The following is a 19,385-nucleotide window of genomic DNA, read 5'->3' on the forward strand; positions in this document are numbered from 1 at the left end:
CGACACGCGTGCGCGGGGCACCCGGGCGCGCGGACACGGTGTGGACGACCGCGGACACGGTGTGGACGACGAGGGGCCGGCGATGCGCAGACACGATCGGGACTACGACGAGCGCGACCTCGAGGTCGACGACGCCGAGGATCACGCCGCGGGCCCGACCGCGGTGGCGGTGTCGCTGAAGCGGTCCCTCGAACGGATGGGACCGATCCGGACGGCGCAGACGCTGTTGCGGCTGAACCAGGCCGAGGGCTTCGACTGCATGAGCTGTGCGTGGCCCGATCCGGACCCGGGACATCGATCGGTCGCCGAGTTCTGCGAGAACGGTGCGAAGGCGGTGGCGGAGGAGGCGACCCGGCGCCGTGCCACTCCCGAGTTCTTCGCCGCACACAGCATCGCCGACCTGGATTCGCACAGCGAGCACTGGCTCGGCCGGCAGGGCCGCATCACGCATCCGATGATCAAGCGGCCCGGCGCCACCCACTACGAGCCGATCGACTGGGACGAGGCGTTCGCCCTGATCGGTGCGGAACTCGAGGCGCTCGACAGCCCCGACGAGGCGATCTTCTACACCTCCGGGCGTGCCTCGAACGAGGTGGCATTCGCCTACCAGCTGTTCGCCCGGGCCTTCGGCACGAACAACCTGCCCGACTGCTCCAACATGTGCCACGAGTCCACCAGCATCGCGCTGCAGGAGTCGATCGGCATCGGCAAGGCGAGCGTCACGCTCGACGACGTGTACCACGCGGAGCTCATCGTCCTGCAGGGCCAGAATCCGGGGACGAACCATCCGCGCATGCTGACCGCCCTCGAGAAGGCGAAACGCAACGGCGCCACGATCCTGTCGATCAACCCGCTGCGCGAGGCGGGCCTGGTCAACTTCCGCAATCCGCAGACCCCACGCGGGGTCGTCGGCCGCGGCACCGACCTGTCGGACCTGCACCTGCCGATCGCGCTGAACGGCGACCTCGCGCTACTGCAGGCGTTCGGTTCGCTGCTCGTGGAATGGGACGCGCTCGACCACGAGTTCATCGAACGGCACACCCACGGTTTCGAGCAGTGGCGCCACCACGTCGCCGGCGTCGACTGGGACGTCGTCACCACCGCCACGGGGCTGTCGCGGGAGCAGATCACCGAGGCGGCGACGCTGCTGCGCGACTCGCGCGCGACGGTGTTCTGCTGGGCGATGGGCCTGACCCAGCACCGCAACGCGGTGGCCACCATCAAGGAGGTCACCAACCTGGCCCTCGCGCAGGGCAACATCGGCAAGCGGGGCGCGGGTCTGTTCCCCGTGCGCGGGCATTCGAACGTGCAGGGCGACCGCACCATGGGTATCTGGGAGCGGCCGCCGGCCCACTTCCTCGATGCGCTGCAACGGGAGTTCGGCTTCGATCCGCCGCGCGAGAACGGCTTCGACACCGTCGACTCCATCCGGGCCCTGCGCGACGGCCGGGCCCGCTTCTTCATGGGGCTCGGGGGCAACTTCGTGCAGGCCGCACCGGACACCCACGTCACCACGGCGGCGATGCGCAGGGCCCGGATGACGGTGCAGGTCTCCACCAAGATCAACCGGTCGCATCTCGTGTGCGGGGAGACGGCGCTGATCCTGCCGGCCAAGGGCCGCACCGAGCAGGACGTGCAGGCGTCGGGCCCGCAGTTCGTGACGGTCGAGGACTCCACGTGCTCGGTCCACGCGTCCCGCGGACCGTTGCCGCCGGCGAGCGCGCACCTGAAGTCCGAGGTCGAGATCGTCTCCCGGATCGCCGAGGCCACGCTGGGGGACCGGTACGGCCTCGACTGGAAGGCGATGCGCGACGACTACGGCGTCGTCCGCGGCCTGATCTCGCGGGTGGTGCCCGGGTGCGAGAGCTACGACGTGAACGTGCGGCGGCCGGGCGGCTTCGTGCTGCCGCATCCGCCGCGCGATTCGCGCTCCTTCCACACCGCCTCCGGGCGGGCCGAGTTCGCGGTCTCCCCGATCGACGTGCTGCAGGTGCCCGCGGGGCACGTGATCCTGCAGACCCTGCGGAGCCACGACCAGTTCAACACCACCGTCTACGGGCTGAGCGACCGGTACCGCGGCATCGAGGGCGGGCGGCGGGTGATCTTCCTGCACCGCGACGACATCGCCGCCCTCGGCTTCGACGACGGCGACCTGGTCGACCTGTTCACCCGGTGGGACGGCGACGAGCGGGTCCGGTGCGCGCGGTCGTTCCGGATCGTCGAGTACGACACGCCGCGCGGCTCGGCGGCCGCCTACTATCCCGAGACCAACGAGCTGGTACCGCTGGATTCGACTGCACGCCAGAGCAATTGCCCTACCTCGAAATCCGTCGTGGTGTCCCTGGCGCGCGCGGGCGAGCGCAGCGGCGAGTGCCCGGAGGACTCGCACCAGGGCCGCCTCGGGTCGGACTGGTCGCACAAGACCTGCCCGGACCCCGAGTACCTGTCCTGAGACCCGCTCAGCCGACCCCGGTGTGCCGGGCCGCGGTACGCGAGTGACCGGCGCGGAACGCCGCCGGTGACGCCCCGTAGCGACGGGTGAACGCCTGCCGCAGCGTCTCGGCCGTGCCGAAGCCGCAGCGCGCCGCGACCGCCGTGACCGGTAGCGACGTGGTGGTGAGCAGGACGGCGGCGGACTCGAGCCGAACCCGGCGGACGTAGCGGGCGGGTGTGTCGTGCAGGTGGTGCAGGAACATCCGGGTGAGGTGCCGTTCGCTCATCCCGGCGCGCGCGGCGAGCGCGGCGGCCGACAGATCGCCGTCGAGGTGGGTGGTGATGTGGTCGACGAGGCGCCGCATCCCGCGGTCCTTCGGTTCGGGGGCCGTGGTGAACATGCTCATCTGCGCCTGGTTGCCCGGCCGCTGCAGGTAGGTGACGAGGGCCCGGGAGACCCGGCGGGCCATGTCGGGGCCGTGGTCCTCCTCGACGAACGCGAGGGCGAGGTCCAGGGCGCTGGTCACGCCGGCGGCGGTGGCGACGTGCCCGTCGCGCACGAAGATCGGCAACGGATCCACCTGCACCTGCGGATACCGCGCGGCGAGCCGATCGGCGAACGCCCAGTGGGTGGTGGCGCGACGGCCGTCGAGCAGACCGGCGGCCGCGAGGACGGAGGCACCCGTGCACACGGACGCCACCCGGCGGCTGTCCCGCGCCAGGCGGCGCACGTGGCCGACGAACCGGGCGTCGTCGGCCATGTCGATGTGCCCGAAGCCACCGGAGACCACGAGGGTGTCGAGCGTTCCGACGAGCCGCTCGAGCCGTCGCTGTCCGGCCAGCACGAGCCCGGTGTCGCAGGTGATCGCGGCCCCGCCGGGGGTGGCCAGCTCGACCCGGTACGCCGGGACCGCGCCGAACCGGTTCGCCGCCGCGAACGTGGTCGTCACGCAGGCGATGTCGAGCAGCTCCGCCCGGTCGTAGCCGACGACCACCACGAGTCGTTCGTCCACACCGTCGACCGTAACCGGGGCCGGGCCCGGACGCGACGTGTCCGGCGGACAGGGATCCCAAATTTCCGGACCTGTCCGACGCCCGGGTCTCGCCCGGCCGGCCCCGGCCGCCGATCGTGGAGGCATCCCCCACCACTGCCCCCGGGAGACCTCATGGACACCACGACGGCCGTGAGCACGGCCCGCCCCGCATCGCGCCGCTCGGCCGGGCCGGCCTTCCTGGCGCAGCGCTGGCCGACGGTGGCGGCTCTTGCGTTCGCTCTGATCGGCACGCCCGCCGAGGCGAGCGTCGAGATCCTCACCGAGATGATGATGCTGCTGCCGTTCCTGTATCTCGTCACGGCCGTGCTCGACCGCCCGCGTGCGGTATGGGTGGTGTTCCCGGCCTCCTACACGGCGTGGTTCGTGGTGCGGGCGCTGGACGTCGTGCCGTCGACGGTGCTGATCGGCGCCGCGGCGGCGGTCGTGGTCGTCGTGGGCGCGGTGCGCGGCCGGCTGCGCGACCGCCGTTTCCTCGTCCAGGCGGCCGGCATGATCGCCTTCGGGGCGCTCGGCCTGGTCGCGCTCGCCGTCGATCCGGACGTCGCCCGGTACATCGTCGCGGCCGGATGGTTCCTGCACGGCGTGTGGGATCTCGTCCACCATCGGCTCCGGGTCACCGTGGACCGTTCCTTCGCCGAGTTCTGCGCCGTCCTCGACATCGCGGTCGCCGTCGCGCTCGTCCTCGTGTGAGACATCGGCATCGCGCTCACCGGGCGCGCAGCCGCAACCGGGTGTAGGTGAACGTGGCGTAGACGATGCCGAGGAGGAGCAGCATCCCGGCGGAGAGCAGCCACCACGACGGGGCGTGCTGCCACAGCACGTCGGCCTCGGCGGTCGGGTCCTTGGCGCGCAGATCGACGGTCGAGGCGGTCGCGGCATAGCCCCAGCGCGACGGCGACAGCCACGACAGCTGGGCGAGCACGGCGCGCCCGGTGATGGGAATCAGGCCGCCGCTGAGCACGAGTTGCACCATGACCGTCACGACGAGCAGCGGCATCACCTGTTCGCCGGACCGGGCGACGGCCGACAGGGCCAGGCCGACCACCACGCAGGCGCACGTGGTCAGCGCGATGTCGACGACGAGTTCGACGCTGCCGGAGGGGACCACGCTGCCGGGCCCGGGGGTGCCCTTGCCGACGAGGACGACGAGGACCAGCACGAGCGACTGCACGATCGCGGCGGCGCAGAACACCACGATCTTCGCGATCAGGTACGCCGAGGGCGCGAGCCCGGCGGCGCGTTCGCGGTGGTAGATCATCCGTTCACCGACGAGGTCCCGGACGGTGAGCGACGAGCCCATGAAGCAGGCGCCGAGGATCAGCAGGATGAGGATGAACGCCAGCTCGCCGGGCTCCGCCCCGGGGCTCGGTGGGCCGAATCCGTCGCTGCCGGGCACCAGGATCGACAGCCCGCCGAGGATGAACGGCAGCAGCGACAGGAAGACGAGGTAGCCGCGGTCGGCACGGATCAGCCGCATCTGCCGCCGGGCGACGGTGCTCAGCTGTCGGCGGCGGGAGGTATGGGCGGGGCGGCCCAGCGGCCCGGGGGCGGCGGCGGGGGGATGGTCGACGGCCGCGCTGCGGGCGAGGTGCTCGGCGTGCACCGCGTCGGGTTCGGCCGCGACGCGGGCGAAGATCTCCGCCCAGTCGGTGCTGCCGAGGGCGGTGCCGACCTCGCCGGGCGGCCCGACGTAGGCGGTCTTGCCGCCGGGGGCGAGCAGCAGCACCTGGTCGCACAGTTCGAGGTAGGACAGCGAGTGCGTGATGACGAGGACGACCCGGCCGGAGTCGGCGAGGCGGCGCAGCGTGGTCATGATCTGCCGGTCGAGCGCGGGGTCGAGGCCGGAGGTGGGTTCGTCGAGGATCAGCAGCGACGGTCCGGTGAGCAGTTCGAGGGCGACCGACGCGCGCTTGCGCTGGCCCCCGGAGAGGCGGTCGACGCGGGTGCCGGCGTGCTCGGTGAGCTGTAGCTCGGCGAGCACCCGGGCGATCACCTCGTCGCGGTCGGCGCGGGTGGTGTCCGGCGGCAGCCGCAGTTCGGCGGCGTAGCCGAGGGCCTCGCGGACGGTGAGTTGCCGGTGGAGCACGTCGTCCTGGGGGACGAGACCGATCCGGGAGCGCAGGGCCTGGTATTCGGCGTGCACGCTGTGGCCGTCGAACTCCACGACCCCGTCGGTGGGGTTGCCGGTGCCGGACACGATCTTGGCCACGGTGGATTTGCCGGCGCCGGAGGGGCCGATGACGGCGGTGAGCGTGCCGGGCGGCGCGGCCAGGGTGACGTCGTGGAGCAGTCGACGATTCCCGTCGATGGTCAGCCCGACGGCGCGGACCCGCAGGCCACCGGTCGCGGGAGCCGCCACCTTCTCCCGGGGGACGAGGGTGCCGTCCCGGACGACGAGGTCGGTGTTGCCGATCGTCACGACGTCGCCCTCGGTGAGGGCGGCGCGGGTGATCCGGGTGCCGGCGACGAAGGTGCCGTTGACGCTGCCGAGGTCCTCGATCTCGAGACCGGACGGTCCGGTGCGCAGGGCCGCGTGCTGCCGGGAGGCCAGGACGTCGGGGACGACGACGGCGTTGTCGGCGGCGCGGCCGATCGACACGTCGCCGGGCCGGGGCGCGGGGCGGGGCCGGCGCAGCGGTCCGCGGGTGTCGCCGGCGCGGACCGCGGTCAGCTGGTCGAGCAGGCCCCATCTGCGTTCGCGGGTCGCCTCGGGTTCGGCGACGGAGATCCGGAGGTCGGGTCCCTCGGCCCGGTCGCCGAGCCTGGCGACGACGGTCCCGGTGACCCGGACCCGCTCCACCCGGCGGCCGTCGACGAAAAGCCCGTTCTTGCTGCCGGAGTCGACGAGATACCACCCGTCGTCCCAGTGCAGGAAGGCGTGTTCGCGGGAGACCACCGGGTCGTCGAGGGTGACGTCCATCGATCGGTCGCGGCCGATGCGCACCGTCGCGCCGGGGCCGTAGCCGGCGCGCCCGTCGTCCCATTCGAGCAGGACCTGCGCGTGCCGGGTCTCCAGGTCGTCCATCGTCTCGGCCTTCCGTCAGACGTGTCCGCTCGCACCGACGTGCGGTCCTCGACCGCCCACCGACGATTCCCGACCGCTCGTCGCATCGTGCGCCGGGAGCCGGTCGATCTCCGATTCTCCCACTCCGGGAATGCCCAGGCCAGGCCGTCGACGCGGACGGCGCGAGTGTGGTGTGCCCGATTTGACAGGCGCTTGTGTGGCCCAGGACACTACTAACGGACCGCTTACCGACCGAGCGATCGGTCGTGGCGGTGGGAAGGTTCCGCAGTCGAGTGGAAGGAACTGCGTCGTGACGTCCGAGAAGCGCCCCTGGACCGCGCTCTACCCGAACGGGCTCGATCCCGAGCCGGCGGTGCCGTTCGTCTCCCTGGTGGACGCGTGGCGCGCCCGCGTGGATGCCGACCCGGACGGCAAGGCCATCGCCTACTTCGACGGTGTGCTGACCGCCCGCGAGACCGACGAGCTCTCCGACGCCCTCGCCGTCGCCCTCGCCGCCCGTGGGGTGCAGCGCGGCGACCGGGTGGGCATCTACCTGCAGAACATCCCCCAGTACGCGCTGACCCTGCTCGCGTTGTGGAAGCTCGGGGCCGCGGCGCTCGTGCTCAACCCCATGTACCGGCGGGCCGAACTGCGCCGCCTCGTCGACGACGCCGAGATCGTCGGCATCGTGTGCGCCGACACCGCCGTCGCGGAGACCGCGGACACCGTCCGCGACAGCTCCGTGCGGTGGATCCTCAGCACCAGCGACCTGGACTTCCAGACCCGCGACGACGCCCGGGTCTTCCCGTCGACGGACCGCGCCGTGGCCGCGCCCGACGGTGACCTCGTCGAGCTGATCGAACAACACCGGGGCCGGCGGCCGCCCCACGTCGAGATCACCGGCGACGACGTCGCGTTGCTCGCCTACACCTCGGGCACCACCGGTCCGCCGAAGGGTGCGATGAACACACACGCCAACGTGCTGGCCGTGGCCACCACCTTCGGTTCCTTCGTCGGCCTGGCCGCCGGCGACGCGGTGTTCGCCGTCGCCCCGCTGTTCCACATCACCGGCGCCGTCATCAACGCCACGCTGGCGCTGGTGCACGACACCGCCCTGGTCTTCGCGAACCGCTTCAACGCCGAGGTCGCGCTCGAGGCCCTCGTCGAGCACGGGGTCACGTTCACGATCGGCTCGATCACGGTGTTCAACGCCCTGTACGAAACCCCCGGCGCCGAGGCCCGCCACTTCGCCTCGATCAAGACCCTCTACTCCGGCGGCGCGCCGATCCCGCCCGCGACCGTGGAGAAGTTCGAAGCGAAGTTCGGCAAGTACATCCACAACGCCTACGGCATGACCGAGACCTCCTCCGGCGTGATCGCGGTACCGCCCGGGCGGCGGGCACCCGTCGACCCCGCCAGCGGCACCCTCGCGATCGGCGTCCCGCTGCCCCTGCTCGACGCGCGTGTCGTCGATGCGGACGGCGCCGACGTCGAACCCGGCAAGCAGGGTGAACTGGAACTGTCCGGCCCGCAGGTGATCTCCGGGTACTGGCGCAACCCCGAGGCGTCCGCCGCCACCCTGCCGGACGGGCGGCTGCGCACCGGCGACGGTGCGATCATCGACCGGCACGGCTGGGTCTACCTGGTGGACCGCCTGAAGGACCAGATCAACGTCTCCGGATACAAGGTGTGGCCCCGCGAGGTCGAGGACGCCCTGTACGAGCATCCCGCCGTCCACGAGGCCGCCGTCGTCGGCCAGCCCGACGACTACCAGGGCGAATCCGTGGTGGCGTACGTGTCGCTCGAACGCGACGCCCACGCCACCGAGCGCGAGCTCGTGGACTTCGTCCGCGACCGCCTCGCCGCCTACAAGCGGCCCCGCCGGGTCCACATCGTCGAGAACCTCCCCAAGACCCAGACCGGCAAGATCCGGCGCAGCGACCTGCGCGACCGCACGATCCCCACCCCGACCGCCTGACGGTCCGTCCCCTCCGGCGTGACCGAATGTCACACGGGTTCGGTCACATCGAACCCATGTGACATTCGGCCACCGCTCCCGCGAACGAAAAGAGATACGACGTGAACACCGACGTCCGGAACACCCGGGGTGCGGTCGACACCGCGCCCACCCTGGCATCGAAGAAGAAATCGCTGTTCGCCAGCGCGGTCGGCAACGTGCTCGAGTGGTACGAGTGGAGCGCCTACGCGGTCTTCGCACCGTTCATCGCCGCGGTGATGTTCAACAACTCCGATCCGATCTCCGCGCTGCTGTCCACGCTCGCGGTCTTCGCCGTCGGCTTCCTCATGCGCCCCCTCGGCGGCATCGTGTTCGGCCGCATCGCCGACCGGCGGGGCCGCAAGTTCGTCCTCGTCACCACGATGCTCATGATGGCGACGGGCAGCCTCGTCATCGGCATCATGCCCACCTACGAGTCCATCGGGGCGTGGGCGTCGCTGATCCTGCTCGCCGCGCGGATCATGCAGGGCTTCGCCCACGGCGGCGAATCGGCCACCGCCTACTCGTACGTCGGTGAGATCGCCCCGCCGCACCGGCGCGGGATGTGGGGCAGCGTCGCCTTCATCGCGATCTTCGGTGGCTCGGTCCTCGCCTACAGCATCGGTGGCGCCGTCACCTCGTCGCTCTCCGAAACCGCCGTCGCCGAATGGGGCTGGCGCATCCCGTTCCTCATCGGCGCCTGTCTGGCCCTGGTCGCCCTGTACCTGCGTCGCAGCATGGACGAGAGCGACGTGTTCGACGCCCACCAGGAGCAGGACGAGCAGCCGCGCATCCCGCGGAAGACCGTCGTCCGCGCGATCCTGCTGATGATCGGCATGACCTCCGGCATCACCGCCGCCCACTACACCTGGACGTCGTACGTCGCCACCTACGCCATCACCCAGCAGGGGATGGACCCCGACGTCGCCTACTGGATGTCGGTGATCGCCCAGTCGATCGCGCTCGTCTCCCTGCCCTTCTGGGGCATGCTGTCCGACCGGATCGGCCGCCGCCCGATGCTGTTCGCGTTCGCCGCACTGATGCTCGTGCTGCAGCTGCCGCTGACGATGATGATCTCCTCGGCCGGATGGACCCTGCTCGTCGCGACGACCGTCGCGCTGCTCGTCGTGTCCGTCCCCGCGTCGGTGCTGTCGGCGACGCTGTCGGAGAGCTTCCCCACCCGGCTGCGGACCCAGGCGATCGGCTTCGCGTACTCGTTCTCCGTCGCGGTGTTCGGCGGAACCGCCCCGTACCTGAATCAGCTCCTGATCGGCCGCGGCATCGGATGGGCGTTCAGCGTGTACATCATGGTGCTGTGCGTGCTGACCGGCATCGCCTGCGTCTTCATGAAGGAGACCAAGGGCATCCGCCTCGAACACGCCTGACGGACGATCGGCTGCGCCCCGCCGGCACGGAACCGGCGGGGCGCAGCCGTGTCCCGCGACGTCCCGCGGCCCGGACCGGATGCCGTTACGCTGGGGCTGCCGCAGCGGCGGGACCGGTCCCGGCGTGCTGTACCCGCTCCTCGTCGCGGTGACACGTCGATCCCGTGGGCGAGGAGGCGGTGTGCAGGCAGATTCCGGTGCGCGGCTGCTCGACAGCGACGGGCTCACCGGCCGGGAGGCCGCCGCGCGGCTCCGCCGGGACGGGCCGAACCAGCTTCCGGCCGCGCGACGGGTGCCGTGGTGGCGCAGGCTGATCGCGCAGCTCACGCACTTCTTCGCGCTGCTGTTGTGGTTCGCTTCGGCCCTCGCGTTCGTCGCGGGCATGCCGGAGCTGGGCATCGCCGTGATCGTGGTGATCGTCGTCAACGGCATCTTTGCCTTCGTGCAGCAGGAGCGCGCCGAGAAGGCCGCCGAACGCCTGGGGGAGCTGCTGCCCACCACCATCGTCGTGCGGCGCGACGGGGCGCTGCGCACCGTCGACGCCCGCGACCTGGTGGTCGGCGACGTCGTCGTGCTCACCGGCGGCGACCGGGTCCCGGCCGATCTGACCCTCGCGGTCGCGGGCCGCTGCACCTTCGACGAATCCACCCTCACCGGGGAGAGCGAACCGGTGCTCCGCACGGCCGGCGCGGCCGTGTTCGCCGGAACATTCGTCGCCGAGGGCGAATCCGAAGGGATCGTCACGGCTACGGGTGCGAACACCCGCCTCGCCGGTATCGCGGCCCTGACCACTTCGGTGCGACGTCCACCCGGCCCGCTCGATCTGGAGATCCAGCGCATCGTCCGGACGCTCGCCTTCGGTTCCGTCGGCGTCGGCGCGGTGTTCTTCGCCGTGTCTCTCCTGGTGGGGATCTCTTGGCAGGACGCCTTCCTCTTCGCGGTGGGCATCACCGTCGCCCTCGTGCCCGAGGGACTGCTGCCCACCGTGACGCTGTCGCTGGCGATGGGGGCGCAGCGCATGGCCCGCGACAACGCGCTGGTGCGCAACCTCGAGGCCGTCGAGACCCTCGGTTCGACGACGTTCATCTGCACCGACAAGACGGGCACGCTCACCCAGAACCAGATGAACGTCGTCGAGGCGTGGACCCCGGCCGGGACCGTGGCGGTGCGCGGGGAGGGGTATGCGCCCACCGGTGAGGTGACCGGCCCGGAGCCGGCGGTGGCGGCGGCCGCGACCGCCGGTCTCGCCGGTGCGGCCGCCTCGAAGGGTGGGATCACCCTCGACGACGACGACGAGTGGCGGGCGGTCGGTGACCCGATGGAGGCGGCGATCGCCGCGTTCGCGGCCCGTCTCGCCGGCCCCGGCGCACAGCCGGGGCCGGTCACCCGCCGGTTCGTGTTCGACCCCCGGCGCCGCCGCGAATCGGTGATCGTGGGCGGGCAGCTGCTCCTCAAGGGCGCCCCGGACGCGGTGCTTCCGCGCTGCGCCGACCCGGGCGAACTCGTCGACCGGGCGGAGGAGGCGCTCGCGGACATGGCGTCGCGGGGCCTGCGGGTGCTCGCCGTCGCCCGCCGGACCCTGACCGATCCCGGCGTGGAGACCGACCCGGACCTCGCCGAACGCGACCTCGAACTCCTCGGCCTGCTCGGCATGGAGGATCCGCCGCGGACCGCCGTCCCGGCCGCGTTGCGGGCCGCCCGCGGCGCCGGCATCAAGGTCGCGATGCTCACCGGCGACCATCCAGAGACCGCGCGCGCCATCGCCCGCGAGATCGGGCTGCTCGGGCCCGCGGGCCTGGTGGTGCAGGGCAAGGACCTGCCCGAGGACGATCAGCTGCTCGGTGCCCTGCTCGACCGGGACGGCATCGTGATCAGCCGCGTCTCGCCCGAGCAGAAGCTGCGTGTGGCCAAGGCCCTGCAGGACCGCGGCCACGTGGTGGCGATGACCGGTGACGGCGTCAACGACGGACCGGCCCTGCGGCAGGCCGACATCGGGGTGGCGATGGGTGAGGGCGGCACGGACGTTGCGCGCGAGGCCGCCGATCTGGTGCTGCTCGACGACGACTTCGCGACCATCCTCACCGCGGTGGAACAGGGCCGTGCCACCTACGCCAACATCCGCCGCTTCCTCAGCTATCACCTGACCTCCAACGTGGCCGAACTGACGCCCTTCGCGCTGTGGGGCCTGTCGGGCGGGCAGTTCCCGCTCGCCCTGGGGGTGCTGCAGATCCTGTGCATCGACATCGGCACCGATCTGCTGCCGGCGCTCGCCCTCGGTGGCGAGCCCCCGAGCCGGGACACGCTGAAACGCCCGCCGGAACGCCGCCACCTCGTCGACGGAACCCTGTTGGTCCGGGTGTTCGGTGTGCTCGGGCCGACCGAGGCAATCGTCGAGATGAGCGCGTTCCTCATGGCGCTGCTCGTCGCGGGCTGGCGCCCCGGGGGCGAATTTCCCACCGGGACGGCACTTCTCGCTGCCTCCGGTGCCGCGTTCACCGCCGTCGTCCTCGGTCAGGTGGGCGCCGCGTTCGCCTGTCGCAGCGCGACCCGGCCGCCGTGGCAGCTCGGGTGGGGCTCGAACCGGCTGCTGCTGTGGGCCGTGCTCGCCGAACTCGTCGCCCTCGTCGTCTTCCTCGGCGTCGGCCCGGTCGCCGACGTTCTCGGGCACGCGGTTCCGCCGCTCGAGGCGCTGGGGGTCGCGCTTCTGGGCATCCCCGCGGTCCTCGTGGTCGACTCCGTGTACAAGCGGGTGCGCCGTCGCCGGCAGTGAGCCCCCGGGGCGTTCGGGGTGCGGGCATCCCGCCGCACGCGCACGATGGGACCGAAGGGGAGGAGCCGCATGGATGTCGTCACAGTTGGGGCTCTGCACAAGCACTACGGAGACGTGCGGGCCGTCGACGTCGTTGACGTGCCGAACCTGGGGTTGCGCCGCCGCGGCACCGGGTATCCCCGGAACACCGCTCGCCGATGATCGGAAGTGACCCGCCATGATCGTCCCCGGCCTGACCGCACCGGACCCGGACACGGAGCCGGGCTCACCCGAGCCTGCCCCGCCGATCCCGCCGACGCCCACGCCGCCGCCGCCGTTCCCACCGGAGCCGAACCCGGTGCCGACCCCACCGGAGCCGCAGCCGCCGTTCCCGCCGGAGCCGGATCCCGAGCCCTCGCCGCCGCATCCGCAGCGGCCCTTCCCCCAGATCCACGACCTCGCGATGTGACGACCTCGCCGACGGCGGGAGTAAGGAGAGCAGGTATGTCGAGCATGTTCGGCCGCACGTTGCTCGGAACGACCGCGGCGACCGCCGCGACGGCGGTGGTGGGATCGATCGCCTCCCGGGACGTGGACACACGCTGGTACCGGCGACTGCGCAAGCCGTCGTTCCAGCCGCCGAGTGCGGTCTTCCCCGTCGTGTGGACGGCGCTGTACGGCGACATCGCGGTGAGTTCCGCGGTGGCCATCGACGAGCTCGAATCGGAGGCGCGGGTCGACGAGGCCACCTACTACCGGGCCGCCCTCGCGGTGAACCTGGCACTCAACGCGTCCTGGTCGTGGGTGTTCTTCAAGGCGCATCGGCTCGTGCCGGCGACGGTGGTCGCCGGGGCGCTCGCGGTGAGCAGCGCCGACCTGGCGCGCCGCGCCGCCCTCGCGAAGCCGGCGGCGGGGGCTGCGCTCGGCCCGTACGCGGTGTGGTGCGCGTTCGCCACGGTCCTCAGCGGCCGGATCGCGCGGCTCAACCGGTCCTGACCGAGCGCGGTCGTCAGTAGAGCGGGTCGTGGCGGATGCGGTCCGCGGGCACGCCGGTGGCCTGCAGCCGGAACTTGGTCGCCTGGATCATGGCGGGGGACCCGGCGATCTGCACGTCGTGCCCCGACCAGTCCCCGGCCTCGGCGACGCACCGGCTCACCGGGCCCTCCAGGAGGGACAGCCCGGCCGGCGGATCGGTGGGGCCGGTGAACCACCACGGGTCGGTCGGCGACTCGGTCACGGGCACGACCGTCAGCCACGGGTTGGTGCGGGCGAGGTGCCACAGGGTCGGCAGGTCGTAGAGATCGCACGGGTAGCGCCCGGCGTAGAACACGGTGACCGCCCGCGTGGCGGGACGCCGGGCGAGGGCCATGAGCTGGGCCCGCATGGGGGCGATCGCGGTACCCGACGCGATCATCAGCAGCGGGCGCGGCCGACCGGGGCCGGGCCGCATCGTCTCCGCCCCCAGGGCGCCGATCGGTGAGCCGAGCACCCACGTCTCGCCGACGCGGGCGTGGCTCACGATGTACGGGCTCACCCAGCCGCCGGAGACGCGACGGACATGGAACTCGACGGCGCCGTCCGCGTCCGGCGGCGTCGCCGGTGACAGGTAACGCCACATGCGCGGCCGCCCCGGAACCTGCACGCTCACGTACTGTCCCGGCTCGTACGCCATCGGCTGGTCGAGCCGCAGGCGCACGACGGCGACGTCGTCGAGCGGTCTGCGGTGCTCCACGACGGTGCCCACCCAGGCGGCGGGGCCGGTTTCGGCGGCCGCGGCCTCGGTCATCGTGGTGGCGACGAGGTGCAGCGCGTGGTGCCATGCGTCGTCGAGCTCGGTGGTCCAGTCGTCGCCGGCGGCCTGCCCCACCGCATCGATCAGGGCCTCGGTAAGCGCCTTGTACTGCCACAGCTCGATGCCGTACTTGCGGTGGTCGCGGCCGAGCTGCTCGAGGAACGGGACGACGGTCTCGGGTCGGCTCAGCCGGTCCACCACGTGGACGACGGCGTGCAGGATGCGTTCGCGTTGCTCGCCCATGGCGGCGGGAAAGTACTGCCGGGTCTCGGGATGACGCGCGAACAGGTTGGCGTAGAACGCTTTCGACAGGGTTTGCAGGCCGTCCGGGCGGGCGGACACGGCCTCGACGTTACTGCGGATCAGCGCACACAGTCTCGGGTCCACAATGTCCGCCACCTCCGCGATCCTGTCCGTGTGCGGCGCGGCGCATGCCGGACGCGTCGCACCGGGGAGCGACTCTAGGGCGGAATACTGCTTGTCGCGAATCGCCCTGTGCCCGGAACGGTCGGCCGGGGAACAGATCTCGGGACGTACGTCCCGGGCGGTCGGGTACTTCGGTCCTGTGGACGAAGCATGTGGACGAAATGCCGGCGCCGCGTGTGCGACCGGCACCACCTGCAGGCGGTGCCCGCATCGCCGCGAAGGTGCCTGGGGGAGGAACGGAAGACGCGTCGGTCTCCGTGCCGTAGGTCACCGTCGCCGGAGGGTGCGGCGGCGGCCCGAAGGTCCCGCGACAATCGGGACCTTCGGGCCGGTTCCCCGGGACGGTTGCGTCGCCCCGGTGGTTACCGCTGGGCTGCAATGCGGTTGCGCATCGCCTCGAGCCCCGCGACGACGACAAGTGCGATCACCACGTGCATCAGCGACAGCGTGATCGTGCTCGGGGTGTCGAAGTCGGCGACGATCGTCGACGCGATGGTGCCGAGCGCGGCCACCGCGCCGACGACCTCGGCGACGCGGATGATGCCGAACCAGCGCAGGCTGAGCAGCGCCGCGAGACCCATGCCCACGGTGAGCGGGACGACGGTCATGACGAGAACGCCGCCCGGGGCGGCGCTTTCGACGGTGTCGCCGTTGGTCACCTCGAACGAGCCGCCGGCGGCGAGGCCGACGAGCCACAGTGCGACGTTGGCGACGAGAGCCACGACGACCGGGACGAGCACCGCCATCGGACGGCTGAGCGAGAAGGCGGGCAGGGTCGACGTGGTGGTGCGGTCGAGAGGCTTGACAACACTCATGGTGTCCTCCGGAAGGGCCGATGAACTGACGTCGCTCATCGTTCAACCTCGAGTCGACTCGAGGTCAAGTCCGTTCCGCGCGAGCTATGCCGCGGCCACCGCGCACCAGTCCACGGTGACCGAACGGGCACCGGAATGCGCGAGCATCGAACGCACGGGGCCGCCCAGGCACAGCTGCCGGTCGAGCTCCCGCTGCTCCGCATCCGGGTCGCGGGCGTCGGGGGCGCCCACGAGGATCTCCGCCGGCTCGGTGCTGCGCGCACCCTCCACCAGCAGTCGCTCCTCGTCGACCACCCGCACGGGCACGTCGTCCGATCCGGCCACGTCGCCGACCAGCAGGGCCACGTAGTCGGCGTCGTCGTCGGCGTCGTGATAGGCCAGCAGCCGGCCGCGGACGGTGCCCGAGGCGACCCGGTGATCGAGAGTCAGCCCGGACTGCGTGGGTGTTCCCGCCGCGACGGCACGCAGGCAGTGCGGCAACGTCACCCGTCGTGAGGTCCAGCTGAAGAAGGCCCCACACCCCGTTTCCATGGCACTCGCTCCTCCTCGGTACGTCCGGGCGAGGTGGTCCCCGGTTCTGTGATCAGTGTGCGCCGGGGGTCCGACATGTTCCGGGAGTGGCCGAGCTGCTGCCGGAGCAGGTTCAGGGCGTGGTGCTGGGCGAGCCGGACGGAGGTGGCATCGGTGTTCAGGGCACGGGCCGTGTCGGTGATCGACAGGCCACACGCGATGCGCAAGTGCAGCACGGCACGGTAGCGGTGCGGGAGGGCAGCGATCAGCGTCGAGGGTCGTGTCGCCGCCTTGTCCGTCGTCACCGCCTCGTCCGTCGTCACCGCGTGCGTCCTCCTCCGTCCGGTGCGGGACATCGTGTCGCGACCGGTGTCCCGGACGGAAGGGACCGGTGTCCCGATCCTGTGGGCGCGCGGCGTCTGCTGTGATGCACTCGCGGAACGACGCACCAGGAGGCTTTCGTGAGACCCACCACCGAGGACATCGAGCGGATGACCTCCACCCTGTTCCTGTCCGAGGACGCCCGGCCCCGTTCCCGGCGCGCGACGTTCTGGACCCTGCTCGTGCTGGCCGCGGTCATCGCCTCGGCGGGCGTCGTCGCGGACTCGACCGCCACCGTCATCGGCGCCATGATCGTGGCGCCGCTGATGACGCCGATCGTCGGGACCGCGCTGGCCGTCGTCCTCAACGACCACCGCAACCTGATCGCCTCCGCGCTGCTCGTCGTGGCAGGATCGGCCGCGGTGGTCGCGACCGGATTCGCGGTGGGCCTGCTCGATCCGCTGGACGTGCTCGCGCAGAACAACAGCCAGGTGGCGGGACGGGTCGCGCCGCGGATGATCGACCTCGTCGCCGCCTTGGCCACCGGTGCGGTCGGGGCCTTCGCGCTGGTGCGCCGCGATGTGTCCGACACCCTGCCCGGGGTGGCGATCGCGATCTCGCTCGTGCCGCCGCTCGCGGTGGTCGGCCTGACCCTCGAGTCCGGCGCGCCGCGGCAGGCCGGTGGGGCCCTGTTGCTGTTCGCCACCAACGTCGCCGCCATCGTCGCCACCGGCACCCTGGTCTTTCTGCTGGCGGGGGTGCGCGGGGCGGCGCACCGCGCCGGCCGTACGGTCGGGGACCTGCGCGGCCTCAGCGTGCTCACGGTCGTCGCCGCGGTCGTGCTCGTCGCGGTCCCCCTGGGGGTGTCCAGCACGCGAGTGATCCGGCAGGAGACGCTGAAGGCCGACGTCGCCCCCGTCGCGGAGCAGTGGGCGCAGGAGCAGGGCTGGGTGATCACCGACATCGGATTCCGCGAGTCCGTGCTGTGGATCGAGGCGCTCGGGCCGCCGCCCGAGGCGGATCCGGCGACCCTGCGCGACGCCCTGAACGAGGCCGGGCTGCGCGACGTCGACGTGGAGGTCACCCTCGTGATCGGCGGAACGCGGCGCCTGCCCGGCGGGTAGGGGCGGCGCTCAGCACACGACCGGCCGCGCCCCGGCCGGGTCCAGCGCGGCCAGCACCAGCTGCTCGGCGACCGGATCGTAGGGGATCGAGACGTGGTCGGCGGTGTTCGCGGGGCACACGTCCTGCAGCAGGATGTTCTGCGCGCCGGGCCCGGTGAGGAACGACGCCGTGTAGGGGATGATCACCTGGTCGTATCTGGTGGCGACGACCGTGTAGGAGACGCCCTCGACGGTGTCGCTGCCGGCGTTGAGCTCGGCGAGCACGGCATCCTGCGCGACCGACGGCGGCCCGAGCGACGGGTAGTTCGCCGGCGCCAGCCCGACGATGCGGCTGGTCTTGTCCGCCCCGCCGAGGAACCGCACGTACCACCGGGGGACGGCGCCGCCCTTGGAGTGACCGACGATGCTCACTCGCTCGGCGCCGGTTTCGGCCAGGACGGTGTCGACGAACGCCGCCAGTTCGCCGGCGGCGTCCGGGATCGGCCCGCGCGCCTTGAACGGCTCGCCCGGCGGTGCGCCGTAGTCGAGTGCGAACACGCAGTACCCCTCGGCCTTCAGCGCCGGTGCCAATCCGGCCCAGTTGGCGTAGGAGTTCTCGAGGAAGCCGTGGACGAGCACCACCGGTTCGGGGTGCGCCGGTGTGGGCACGCAGTCGACATCGTTCGTCCCGGCCGGGACGACGCCGGGATGCGCCAGCGAGTAGGCGAGCGCGGCGCCGAAGGTGCTCTGCGGCGGGCCGGTCGTTGCCTCCGCGGCACGCTGTTCGGCGCCCGCCGTGGGTGCGGCGGTCGCGATGCTGCACGCCGCGATCAGCCCTACGAGGGCGAGCCTGCCGACCATGCCGCCCATCCTCGCGTCCGGCGGGTGTCCGGGGGCGCGAAATGCGCGAAAGGGCGTCATCCCGCGGGCGTGGGCCGGATCTTCTGCTGCGTGACGCGCCACAGTCGCCGCGGCAGGCCGCCTTCCTCGAAGGCTTCCACCTGCGGTTCGGTGAATCCCTGCGCCAGACGCTCGACGAGTGCCCGATCGAAGAAGTGGACGACGAACCCGCCGTGCTCGGTCAGGTTGTCGCCCCGGTCCGTCCCGGTGGCGAAGTGGGCGTCGCCGGTGTGCCGCACGGTGTAGACGTGCCAGCCGCCCGGGCGCAGCACCCGATGCACTTCGGTGCCGAGCGCGTCGATCTCCTCGGTGGTGAGGGCCATGTTGAAGAGCATGTGGCTGTAGACGGCGTCGACGGACGCGTCGGCGACGGGCAGGGGTTCACGCACGTCGTGCACGCGGGTCGTGAGCCGGTCGGCCACGCCGGCCTCGGCCGCGACGCGCCGGAGTTCGCCGAGGCCCTCGGGCGCGTAGTCGAGCGCGGTCACCGACAACCCGGCCCGGAGGAAGGCCAGCGTGTCCCGGCCCTGGCCGGCGCCGAGTTCGAGGACCTCACGCACCTGCTCGCGGTCGAACAGCTCGAGGGCGCGCCGGGCAGGCTCGCTCGGTGCGGGACCGTACATCGTCGGGTTGTCGCGATAGGTGCGCTGCCAGTGTCCGCGCTGGGCGTCCAGGGCGCCGCGGTCGACATGTTCCATGCCGTGCCTTCCTCGTGACTTCCGGCCGTGGACGGCCGGCCCTGTGCGGTCGGGCGCGCCGGCGTCGATGCCGATCGACACATGGTGCCTCGGCTGCCTCCGAGGGCGGGCCCGAATCGTGGACCCGGCAGACGGTCCCGCTCGCGTCCCGCTCCGTAGCGAGCACCCGGCGACGCTCGATCGAATGGTCTGCGGGCC

The 19,385-nt window shown here is 72.0% G+C and carries 16 protein-coding genes; 8 read left to right on the forward strand and 8 right to left on the reverse strand.

All coding sequences use genetic code 11. The annotated features are described in order from the left end of the window. Nucleotides 1–82: 82 nt before the first annotated feature. Entirely contained in the window at nucleotides 83–2,452 is a 2,370-nt protein-coding gene (locus tag A4U64_RS25520) for an FdhF/YdeP family oxidoreductase (RefSeq protein ID WP_065923585.1), read from the forward strand. Nucleotides 2,453–2,459: 7 nt separating this feature from the next. On the opposite strand, the gene A4U64_RS25525 is transcribed toward A4U64_RS25520, so the two are convergent. Then, nucleotides 2,460–3,446 (reverse strand): GlxA family transcriptional regulator, encoded by a 987-nt coding sequence (locus A4U64_RS25525; protein WP_232334134.1) that lies wholly within the window; start codon nucleotides 3,444–3,446, stop codon nucleotides 2,460–2,462. Nucleotides 3,447–3,599: 153 nt separating this feature from the next. Between A4U64_RS25525 and A4U64_RS25530 the strand changes: the two genes are divergently transcribed. After that, nucleotides 3,600–4,178: a hypothetical protein gene (locus A4U64_RS25530; protein WP_065923307.1), complete on the forward strand. Its 579-nt coding sequence runs from the start codon at nucleotides 3,600–3,602 to the stop codon at nucleotides 4,176–4,178. Nucleotides 4,179–4,194: 16 nt separating this feature from the next. Here A4U64_RS25530 and A4U64_RS25535 read toward each other — a convergent pair whose 3' ends face one another. Beyond that, the gene (locus tag A4U64_RS25535) at nucleotides 4,195–6,513 is read right to left on the reverse strand and encodes an FHA domain-containing protein (RefSeq protein ID WP_065923308.1); all 2,319 of its coding nucleotides are present in this window, start codon (nucleotides 6,511–6,513) and stop codon (nucleotides 4,195–4,197) included. A gap of 289 nt (nucleotides 6,514–6,802) precedes the next feature. Between A4U64_RS25535 and A4U64_RS25540 the strand changes: the two genes are divergently transcribed. From A4U64_RS25540 to A4U64_RS25560, 5 genes are all read left to right on the forward strand, one after another. Next, complete coding sequence (locus tag A4U64_RS25540; RefSeq protein ID WP_065923309.1) at nucleotides 6,803–8,470, forward strand: class I adenylate-forming enzyme family protein; 1,668 nt, start codon at nucleotides 6,803–6,805, stop codon at nucleotides 8,468–8,470. A 101-nt stretch (nucleotides 8,471–8,571) separates the two neighbouring features. Beyond that, a complete protein-coding gene (locus A4U64_RS25545) occupies nucleotides 8,572–9,873 on the forward strand; it encodes an MFS transporter (RefSeq protein WP_029546660.1) in 1,302 nt (433 codons plus the stop codon). 181 nt (nucleotides 9,874–10,054) lie between these two features. After that, complete coding sequence (locus A4U64_RS25550; RefSeq protein WP_065923310.1) at nucleotides 10,055–12,643, forward strand: cation-translocating P-type ATPase; 2,589 nt, start codon at nucleotides 10,055–10,057, stop codon at nucleotides 12,641–12,643. Between the two features lie 217 nt (nucleotides 12,644–12,860). After that, on the forward strand, nucleotides 12,861–13,091 hold the full coding sequence (locus tag A4U64_RS28640) for a hypothetical protein (RefSeq protein ID WP_029546658.1): 231 nt from the start codon (nucleotides 12,861–12,863) through the stop codon (nucleotides 13,089–13,091). A gap of 35 nt (nucleotides 13,092–13,126) precedes the next feature. Continuing rightward, nucleotides 13,127–13,618 (forward strand): TspO/MBR family protein, encoded by a 492-nt coding sequence (locus A4U64_RS25560; RefSeq protein ID WP_006943512.1) that lies wholly within the window; start codon nucleotides 13,127–13,129, stop codon nucleotides 13,616–13,618. Nucleotides 13,619–13,631: 13 nt separating this feature from the next. Here A4U64_RS25560 and A4U64_RS25565 read toward each other — a convergent pair whose 3' ends face one another. From A4U64_RS25565 to A4U64_RS25580, 4 genes are all read right to left on the reverse strand, one after another. Continuing rightward, nucleotides 13,632–14,801 carry a globin domain-containing protein gene (locus A4U64_RS25565; RefSeq protein WP_065923587.1) on the reverse strand — a complete coding sequence of 390 codons (1,170 nt, stop codon included), beginning with the start codon at nucleotides 14,799–14,801 and terminating at the stop codon, nucleotides 13,632–13,634. 401 nt (nucleotides 14,802–15,202) lie between these two features. Then, complete coding sequence (locus A4U64_RS25570) at nucleotides 15,203–15,694, reverse strand: DUF6069 family protein (RefSeq protein WP_082120296.1); 492 nt, start codon at nucleotides 15,692–15,694, stop codon at nucleotides 15,203–15,205. Nucleotides 15,695–15,739: 45 nt separating this feature from the next. Beyond that, complete coding sequence (locus tag A4U64_RS25575) at nucleotides 15,740–16,186, reverse strand: hypothetical protein (protein WP_065923311.1); 447 nt, start codon at nucleotides 16,184–16,186, stop codon at nucleotides 15,740–15,742. Next, entirely contained in the window at nucleotides 16,138–16,488 is a 351-nt protein-coding gene (locus A4U64_RS25580) for a sigma factor-like helix-turn-helix DNA-binding protein (protein WP_006932498.1), read from the reverse strand. The genes A4U64_RS25575 and A4U64_RS25580 overlap by 49 nt, the downstream gene beginning before the upstream one ends. Before the next feature lie 138 nt (nucleotides 16,489–16,626). Here A4U64_RS25580 and A4U64_RS25585 point away from each other — a divergent pair, with 138 nt between their 5' ends. After that, a complete protein-coding gene (locus tag A4U64_RS25585) occupies nucleotides 16,627–17,610 on the forward strand; it encodes a DUF389 domain-containing protein (protein WP_006932499.1) in 984 nt (327 codons plus the stop codon). 9 nt (nucleotides 17,611–17,619) lie between these two features. On the opposite strand, the gene A4U64_RS25590 is transcribed toward A4U64_RS25585, so the two are convergent. Both A4U64_RS25590 and A4U64_RS25595 read right to left on the reverse strand, forming a co-directional pair. Next, complete coding sequence (locus A4U64_RS25590; RefSeq protein WP_084648703.1) at nucleotides 17,620–18,459, reverse strand: esterase/lipase family protein; 840 nt, start codon at nucleotides 18,457–18,459, stop codon at nucleotides 17,620–17,622. 47 nt (nucleotides 18,460–18,506) lie between these two features. Continuing rightward, on the reverse strand, nucleotides 18,507–19,187 hold the full coding sequence (locus A4U64_RS25595) for a class I SAM-dependent methyltransferase (RefSeq protein WP_006932503.1): 681 nt from the start codon (nucleotides 19,185–19,187) through the stop codon (nucleotides 18,507–18,509). Between the last annotated feature and the right edge of the window lie 198 nt (nucleotides 19,188–19,385).

Source organism: Rhodococcus sp. WB1 (genome assembly GCF_001700945.1).
Classification (GTDB): domain Bacteria; phylum Actinomycetota; class Actinomycetes; order Mycobacteriales; family Mycobacteriaceae; genus Rhodococcus; species Rhodococcus aetherivorans.

Excerpts from the sequence above, each read along its gene's own strand:
- A4U64_RS25520 (WP_065923585.1), top strand. The coding sequence starts at position 83 with ATGCGCAGACACGATCGGGACTACGACGAGCGCGACCTCGAGGTCGAC.
- A4U64_RS25530 (WP_065923307.1), top strand. The coding sequence starts at position 3,600 with ATGGACACCACGACGGCCGTGAGCACGGCCCGCCCCGCATCGCGCCGC.
- A4U64_RS25535 (WP_065923308.1), bottom strand. The coding sequence starts at position 6,513 with ATGGACGACCTGGAGACCCGGCACGCGCAGGTCCTGCTCGAATGGGAC.
- A4U64_RS28640 (WP_029546658.1), top strand. The coding sequence starts at position 12,861 with ATGATCGTCCCCGGCCTGACCGCACCGGACCCGGACACGGAGCCGGGC.
- A4U64_RS25560 (WP_006943512.1), top strand. The coding sequence starts at position 13,127 with ATGTCGAGCATGTTCGGCCGCACGTTGCTCGGAACGACCGCGGCGACC.
- A4U64_RS25570 (WP_082120296.1), bottom strand. The coding sequence starts at position 15,694 with ATGAGCGACGTCAGTTCATCGGCCCTTCCGGAGGACACCATGAGTGTT.
- A4U64_RS25575 (WP_065923311.1), bottom strand. The coding sequence starts at position 16,186 with ATGGAAACGGGGTGTGGGGCCTTCTTCAGCTGGACCTCACGACGGGTG.
- A4U64_RS25590 (WP_084648703.1), bottom strand. The coding sequence starts at position 18,459 with ATGGGCGGCATGGTCGGCAGGCTCGCCCTCGTAGGGCTGATCGCGGCG.
- A4U64_RS25595 (WP_006932503.1), bottom strand. The coding sequence starts at position 19,187 with ATGGAACATGTCGACCGCGGCGCCCTGGACGCCCAGCGCGGACACTGG.